This window comes from Neptuniibacter sp. (assembly GCF_024231755.1).
Lineage (GTDB): Bacteria > Pseudomonadota > Gammaproteobacteria > Pseudomonadales > Balneatricaceae > Neptuniibacter.
In genome coordinates this window covers 1-7,308 of record NZ_JAAEQH010000302.1, presented here as the reverse complement: position 1 = coordinate 7,308, position 7,308 = coordinate 1, and the positions used below count along the sequence as shown (strand labels likewise).

General features: G+C 46.1%; 7 protein-coding genes. All 7 read left to right on the top strand.

Annotated features, from left to right (window positions below; all coding sequences use genetic code 11):
* A partial coding sequence (locus GY843_RS17850) for a flagellar basal body rod C-terminal domain-containing protein (RefSeq protein ID WP_297311631.1) occupies positions 1 to 852 on the top strand: 852 nt, incomplete at its 5' end.
* 11 nt (positions 853 to 863) lie between these two features.
* Complete coding sequence (flgL, locus tag GY843_RS17845) at positions 864 to 2,108, top strand: flagellar hook-associated protein FlgL (RefSeq protein WP_297311629.1); 1,245 nt, start codon at positions 864 to 866, stop codon at positions 2,106 to 2,108.
* A 326-nt stretch (positions 2,109 to 2,434) separates the two neighbouring features.
* On the top strand, positions 2,435 to 4,222 hold the full coding sequence (locus tag GY843_RS17840; protein ID WP_297311627.1) for an acyl-CoA dehydrogenase C-terminal domain-containing protein: 1,788 nt from the start codon (positions 2,435 to 2,437) through the stop codon (positions 4,220 to 4,222).
* A 9-nt stretch (positions 4,223 to 4,231) separates the two neighbouring features.
* On the top strand, positions 4,232 to 4,660 hold the full coding sequence (locus tag GY843_RS17835; protein WP_367183871.1) for an SCP2 sterol-binding domain-containing protein: 429 nt from the start codon (positions 4,232 to 4,234) through the stop codon (positions 4,658 to 4,660).
* 131 nt (positions 4,661 to 4,791) lie between these two features.
* Positions 4,792 to 6,462, top strand: coding sequence for an AMP-binding protein (locus GY843_RS17830; RefSeq protein WP_297311625.1), 1,671 nt, complete (start codon positions 4,792 to 4,794; stop codon positions 6,460 to 6,462).
* A 16-nt stretch (positions 6,463 to 6,478) separates the two neighbouring features.
* Complete coding sequence (locus GY843_RS17825) at positions 6,479 to 7,045, top strand: DUF2889 domain-containing protein (protein ID WP_297311623.1); 567 nt, start codon at positions 6,479 to 6,481, stop codon at positions 7,043 to 7,045.
* Positions 7,042 to 7,308 (top strand): enoyl-CoA hydratase/isomerase family protein (locus tag GY843_RS17820; RefSeq protein WP_297311621.1); only part of this gene is annotated, 267 nt, incomplete at its 3' end. The genes GY843_RS17825 and GY843_RS17820, both read left to right, overlap by 4 nt.

Below are 7,308 nucleotides of genomic sequence, written 5' to 3'. Positions count from 1 at the left end.
AGTGCAGCGCCAGGATCATTGGATATACCAGGCATTGGTCTATCTCTTGATGTTACAGGTGTCCCAGTTGTGGGTGATACCTTTACGATCCAGCCTGATGCTCATACTAATGGCAATGCGAATGCTGCTGTTACAAATGTACGGATTACTGATGATCGATTGGTAGGTGATGTTACTTATCCTTTGACGGTTATTTACGATGCTGCCAGCACTGAATTCAGCGTTTATGATTCAGCCACACCTGCTATGACCCTTTTCCGTGGCCCTTGGGATAATGGAACACTGGATCTGACTCAAACCTATGGTTTTGCGATCGATTTTGATGCTGCAGAAGTGCCTGCTGATGGCGATATATTCACTATTCAGCATGATCCTGATTCGACAGAGGCGGCTTATGTAGTCTTAACCGATGCGGATGGTGAGCGTGCACTGAAAGAGAATACTCCTGGTCAGCCAATCACGCTCTCCGGTTACGAAATTACAGTGAAGAATCGGCCAGATGTAGGTGACCGTTTCACGGTAAACCTGAATATTGATGGTGTATCCGATAACCGTAATGCTCTGTTGATGTCTGACTTACAGTTCACCCGGACAATTGAAGGCGCATCCTATCAGGATAAATATGGCCAAACCGTTGAGCAGGTGGGTACACAGGCAGCGGTGGCTCAGGTAAACGCCCAGGCAGGTAAAACTGTACTGGATGCCAATAAACAGATGCGTGACAGCATTTCAGGTGTCAATCTGGATGAGGAAGCAGCAAAGCTGGTGCAGTACCAGCAAGCCTACCAGGCTTCGGCTCAGCTGATTCGTGCTTCCCAGACAATTTTTGACGCGCTGTTACAGAGTGTTTAAGGAGATAAATTATGAGAATCTCTACACAGCAGGTTTTTCTTAGCAATATTGATAATCTGAGTAAGACAAGTGCTGACTTATTCAAGACTCAGCAGCAGTTGTCTACCGGTAAGCGTGTGCTGCAGCCTTCTGATGACCCGTTGGCATCAGCTCAGATTCAGAAATTTAAAAAAGAGATTGCGCGAACTGAGCAGTTTAACGGCAATATCGAAGTATCACAGCGCAGATTAGAGCTTGAAGAGAATACCATCGAGCAGATCAATAATATCTCTATTCGCTTAAAGGAACTGGCAATACAGGGTAAGAATGGTGTCCTGACAGACACGGACCGCAACTCAATTGCTTATGAAGCCGACGAGCTGGTGAAGCAACTCGATGGTTTGATGAATACCAAGGATGTTCAGGGTGAGTATCTGTTTTCTGGTCATAAAGGTTTTACTAAACCTTATGAACTTAATGCTGGTACAGGCCGCTATGAATTCCAGGGTGATGATGGTCAGCGTTTTATCCAGGTAGGCCCTGAAAACAAAATAGCTTCTACTGACTCAGGTTTCGAGATCTTCGAGAAAGTACCCAAGGTATCTGGTTATCTGGAAGCGGATATCACCCAAACGCAGGGTCATATTGGTGAAGTTGGTATTACCACCGACAATGCGGATGGCTTTGATGAGTTTATGAGCCAGAATGCTCCTCTGAATTTTACTTTTGCTGGTGGTAATCTGACGGTCACTAATAATGCAGGTCAATTTATAACAGCAGATGATCCTGCAGTGGATCTCAATAACTACGACTTATCTACTAACCCTAATGCTCCGGTTATTACAATTGCAGGGGTGGATATTACTCTGGAGTCAACAGTTGACGGGGTCGCAACTCTGGATGTGATTTCGCAGCATAATATTATTAATACTGCTGTCGACCTCAGAGATACGCTGAGAGAGGCTAATCTGAGTACCCAGGCTGGGAGAAATGATTTTTCTGAAAAAATGGACCTGATTCTGGAAAATCTCTCGGGTATTGAGGAAAAAAATATCGGTGTTCGAACCAGTATCGGTGGCCGCTTGAATGCCTTGGAGCAGCAGGAGCTGGTTAACTCAGATTACAAACTCTTTACTGAGGAAGCGTTGTCATCTTTTGAAGATCTGGATTACAACGAAGCGATCAGTCGCTTTGAGTTGCAGCAGACAGTATTGCAGGCGTCTTATGCCAGTTTTGCAAAAGTTCAGGATCTCAGCTTGTTTAACTACATAAACTGATTTGCGTATTTAGTTAGAAAAACCGGCCTAGGCCGGTTTTTTTGTGCCTGTAAATTGTGCGTTGCATAAATGGAGTGACTAAATATGTCATCTGTTAGGTTGCTTTTTGTTAGTGTGCTTTGAGTGTTAACCCTAGTAAATATGGGCTTTTCGAGGAGGTGGAATTATTTGTCACTAAAACTGGTAGCTTTTGTTATTGGCGTAAAAGCATCCGTGAACCATCCTTAAATACAGATAAATAACCCAGCTACAGATTTATCTCGTGCTATGTGGCTGTTCTTCCATTGTGACTGGAAGCGATAAAAATAATATTGAGGATAAATGTCATGCCAGAATACAAAGCGCCCCTCCGTGATATGGACTTCGTTCTGAACGAAGTACTTAACGCTGAGCAGCACTATCAGAATCTACCAGGTTGCGAGGAAGCAACTCCGGATATGGTGTCTGCAATTATGGAAGAAGGTGCCAAGTTTGCTGAGCGCGTTCTTTCCCCGCTTAACCAGATTGGTGACCAGCAGGGTTGTCAGTGGAATGATGGTGCTGTAACCACGCCAGAAGGTTTTAAAGAGGCTTATCAGCAGTTTGTTGAAGGTGGCTGGCCGTCCTTGGCTCATGAAGAAGAATGGGGTGGGCAGGGTTTGCCAGAATCCATGGGTATTATCATCAATGAGATGGTGGGTACAGCAAACTGGTCCTGGAGTATGTATCCGGGGTTGAGCCATGGTGCGATGAATACACTGGATGCTCATGGCACTCATGAGCAGAAAGAGACCTACTTGACCAAGCTGGTATCGGGTGAGTGGACAGGCACTATGTGTCTGACCGAGCCACACTGCGGTACTGACCTGGGCATGCTGCGGACTAAGGCTGATCCACAGGAAGATGGCAGCTACAAAATCTCCGGTACTAAGATCTTTATCTCAGCGGGTGAGCACGATATGGCAGATAACATTGTGCATATCGTTTTGGCCCGCCTCCCTGATGCTCCTGAGGGAACTAAAGGCATCTCTCTGTTTATCGTGCCTAAGCATCTGCCGGAATCTATCGGTGCCGACAACGGTGTAAGCTGTGGTTCCCTTGAACATAAAATGGGTATCCATGGTAACGCGACCTGCGTTATGAACTTTGATGATTCCACTGGCTACTTGATTGGCCCTCCGAATAAAGGCCTGAACTGCATGTTCACCTTTATGAATACTGCTCGTCTGGGTACGGCACTGCAGGGTTTGGCTCATGCTGAGTGGGGTTTCCAGAACTCTCTGGTATACGCAAAAGATCGTCTGCAGATGCGTGCGCTGAATGGCCCTGCTAAACCTGAAAAACCAGCAGATCCGATTATCGTGCATCCAGAAGTACGGAAAATGCTACTGACCCAGAAAGCTTTTGCTGAAGGTGGTCGTGCGTTGATCTACTACTGTGCTCAGTTGGTGGACAAGGTGAAGCTGGCTGACGGTGACGAAAAGGCTCAGGCAGATGCATTGCTCGCCTTTTTAACACCTATTGCGAAAGCATTCCTGACAGAGGTTGGCTTCGAATCAGCTAACCACGGTCTACAGGTTTTCGGTGGTCACGGATTTATCGCTGAGTGGGGTATGGAACAGAACGTCCGTGATAGTCGTATCTCCATGCTTTATGAGGGCACCACCCAGATTCAAGCGCTTGATTTATTGGGTCGTAAGGTTCTTATGACTCAGGGGGAAGCACTAAAAGGTTTCACCAAGATTATGCATAAGTTCTGTCAGGCTGAATCTGATAATGCGGATCTGAAAACCTTTATCGATCCTCTGATCGAGCTTAACAAGGAGTGGGGCGATCTCACTATGAAGGTAGGTATGAAAGCGATGCAGAACCGCGATGAGGTAGGAGCAGCCTCTGTAGATTACCTGATGTACTCCGGCTATGCGGTGCTGGGCTATTTCTGGGCGTGCATGGCTAAAGTAGCTCAGGAAAAACTGACCGCAGGTGAAGGTGATGCTGCGTTCTACCAAGCGAAGCTGACGACAGCGAAATTCTACTTCGAACGTATCTTACCGCGCACCCGTTCACTGGTCGTTACCATGCAATCCGGTGCTGACAATCTGATGACAATGGAAGAAGAGCACTTTGCTTTCTAAGGTGCTTATATGAAAAGAGCACTTAATAATCCGGTAGGCCGCACTTTGTTACGCGGCCTGCTTAAGCTCAATGCCAAGCGTTATAAATTGAAGAATAAAAAAGACAAAGAGGTTACTGAAATGGCTGATCTGAATACAATTTTTACTGAGATGAAAAATCGTTTTAATGCAGATGCTGCAGCGGGCACTGATGCGGTTTTTCAGTATGAAATTAGCGACGGTGGCGAGTGGTTTGTAACAGTTCAGGGCGGTGAATGTGATGTTGCTGAAGGAAGTAGTGATGACGCCACAGTAACACTGCGTATGGACACTACTACGCTCGAAGAGGTAATGTCGGGTGAAACTGACGGCATGCAGGCATTTATGACGGGTCGCATCCAGGCGGATGGCGATATTATGCTTGCAACTAAGCTGGCTGCAATTTTCCCTGTAGCCTAAGCTTATAGGGCGTATGGCTGCTAAGCTGTATGCCCTTTGTTGTCCATATAGAAGTTGTCTATATAAAAGTTGTTCATAAAGAATAGAACCTAACAGGTTCTCGATAAGAATAATTATACGAGGAGCCTCCGATGGTGCAGCAGTTACCTGCCGCCGATGTTATTCCGGCAGATCTTAACCATTACGGATTTAAAACAATTCCGGATGTACTGTCCTATACAGCGAAACAGTACGGTCCCAAACCCGCTTTTACCAGTTTTGGTCGTACCATCGACTACAACGAATTAGATCGTCTTTCTGCAGCCTTTGCGGTTTACCTACAGAAAGAGACAGGACTCAAGGCGGGTGATCGCGTTGCGGTTCAGATGCCAAATCTGATTCAGTATCCAATCGTGGTCTTCGGCATCCTGCGAGCAGGTATGGTTGTGGTGAATACTAACCCGCTGTATACCCCTCAAGAGATGCAACACCAGTTCTGCGATTCAGGTGCCAAAGCGCTAATTATTCATAAAAGCATGGCGCACAATGCTGAGAAGATTATCGGTAATACCGATATTAAGCATCTGTTTGTGACCCAGGTGGGTGACCTGCACGATTTCATTAAGCGTAATCTGCTTAATGCTGCGGTGAAGTATTTGAAAAAGATGGAGCCGGATTACAACTTGCCGGATGCTATTCCTTTGCGCTCCGCTTTTTACAAATACGATGGTCAACGCCCTGCGCCAGTCAAAGTTGAATCCGGTGATGTGGCTGTTCTGCAATACACTGGTGGCACCACTGGTGTGTCTAAAGGTGCGGTACTAACCCATGCGAACCTGATCGCCAACATGCTGCAGGCTGAAGAACGCCTAACTGTCCCAGGTGTTGATTGGACGGAAACGGTTATTTCCCCGCTCCCGCTTTACCATATCTATGCATTCACTGTAGCTCAGGTGGTTTCTCTACTGGGTGGACATAGCGTACTTATTCCTAATCCACGTGATATCTCTGGTTTCATCAAAGAGATGGGTAAGTGGCAGATGAGTACTTTTGTTGGTTTGAATACTCTCTTTGTGGCTTTGTGTAATGATGAAAAGTTCTCTTCAGTGGACTTCTCTAACCTTAAATTTACCGCTTCTGGTGGTATGGCTCTTAACCCTGCCACGGCAGTCATGTGGAAAGAGAAAACCGGTTGCGACATTATCGAAGGCTACGGTCTGACAGAGACATCTCCAGCAGTATGCTTCAATCCACCAGATGATAATCGTACTGGTACTATTGGTCTGCCGATGATGCACACTGATATTCGCATTATCGGTACTGATGGTAATGATGTTCCTCAGGGGGAAGCGGGAGAGCTTTGTGTTAAAGGTCCGCAGGTAATGAAAGGTTACTGGCAGCGTGAACGCGAAACATCATCTGCGTTTACCGACGATGGTTACTTTATTACCGGTGATATTGCGACCATCGATGAGGAAGGTTATTACCGTATCGTCGATCGTGCAAAAGACATGATTATTGTCTCTGGATTCAATGTCTACCCTAATGAAGTGGAAGATGTGCTTACTCTCCATCCTGACATAGTCGAATCTGCGGCTGTAGGTGTTCCGGATGATAAATCAGGCGAAGTAGTGAAGGTATTTGTTGTTACCAAGAATCCTGATCTGACTCGCGAAGAGGTGTGTAACTGGTGTAAGGATAAACTGACCCGTTACAAGGTGCCTAAGATTGTTGAGTTTGCCGATGAACTGCCCAAATCCAATGTGGGTAAAGTACTTCGCCGCATGTTGAAAGAACCACCTGCCAATTCAAACGCAGCCTGATCTGGGTTCTCCTGTAATGCCTCTATCTAAACCTGTTCGGCGTCAAAAACATCATAATCGAAGGGTGATTTGTAATGGATTCCTTCGTGAAGATGAGATGTGGGATATTGAAGCAAGAATGACTGATATTAAAACCCATGATGTCGACAATGCTGAGCGGGGTGGATATGTGGCAGCAGGGGAAGAGTTTCATGATCTTAGTATCAGAATAACTCTCGACAACAGCCTGCTTATACATGAGGTAGAGGCATGTATAGATCGGGCTCCCTTCAAAATGTGTTCACGTATTAGTGGTGCATTCCGTAAGTTGGAAAATACACGGATAGGACCGGGATGGCATAAGAAGGCTAAGGAGCTATTAGGCGGCGTGTTGGGATGTACTCATATGAATGAGCTTCTGCCTATTGTGGCAACCACTGCAGTACAAACCATGTGGCCAAGCAGTAAAAAAGATGTGCTGGAAGAGGGGGCAAGGCTGATGATCAATAGCTGCCATACCTGGGGGGAAAGCAGTGAAATGATTCAGCAGTACGTTCCTAGGTTTTATAAACCGCAACCTGTAGAGGCAGAGATTAGCGAATGACAGATTTAGTTCTATATAACTCTCATGCCGGTGTCGCAGAGATAGTATTTAATCGTCCGCAAAAGAGGAACGCTATTACGTTGGAGATGTACCAGAAGGCAACCTCATTCCTGAAAACTGCCCAGGCAGATGAGCAAGTGAAAGCGGTTCTCTTTTATGGTGAAGGCGATAGCTTCTGCGCCGGAAATGATATTCAGGATTTCGTTTCCTCAATCGGTGATAGTGATGGTCTGCAGTATGTTATTGGTTTCCTGCATGAACTT

Bases quoted from the DNA above. Each gene is read 5' to 3' on its own strand.
- GY843_RS17825 (WP_297311623.1), top strand. From the start codon at position 6,479: ATGCCTCTATCTAAACCTGTTCGGCGTCAAAAACATCATAATCGAAGG.
- GY843_RS17840 (WP_297311627.1), top strand. From the start codon at position 2,435: ATGCCAGAATACAAAGCGCCCCTCCGTGATATGGACTTCGTTCTGAAC.
- GY843_RS17835 (WP_367183871.1), top strand. From the start codon at position 4,232: ATGAAAAGAGCACTTAATAATCCGGTAGGCCGCACTTTGTTACGCGGC.
- flgL (WP_297311629.1), top strand. From the start codon at position 864: ATGAGAATCTCTACACAGCAGGTTTTTCTTAGCAATATTGATAATCTG.
- GY843_RS17830 (WP_297311625.1), top strand. From the start codon at position 4,792: ATGGTGCAGCAGTTACCTGCCGCCGATGTTATTCCGGCAGATCTTAAC.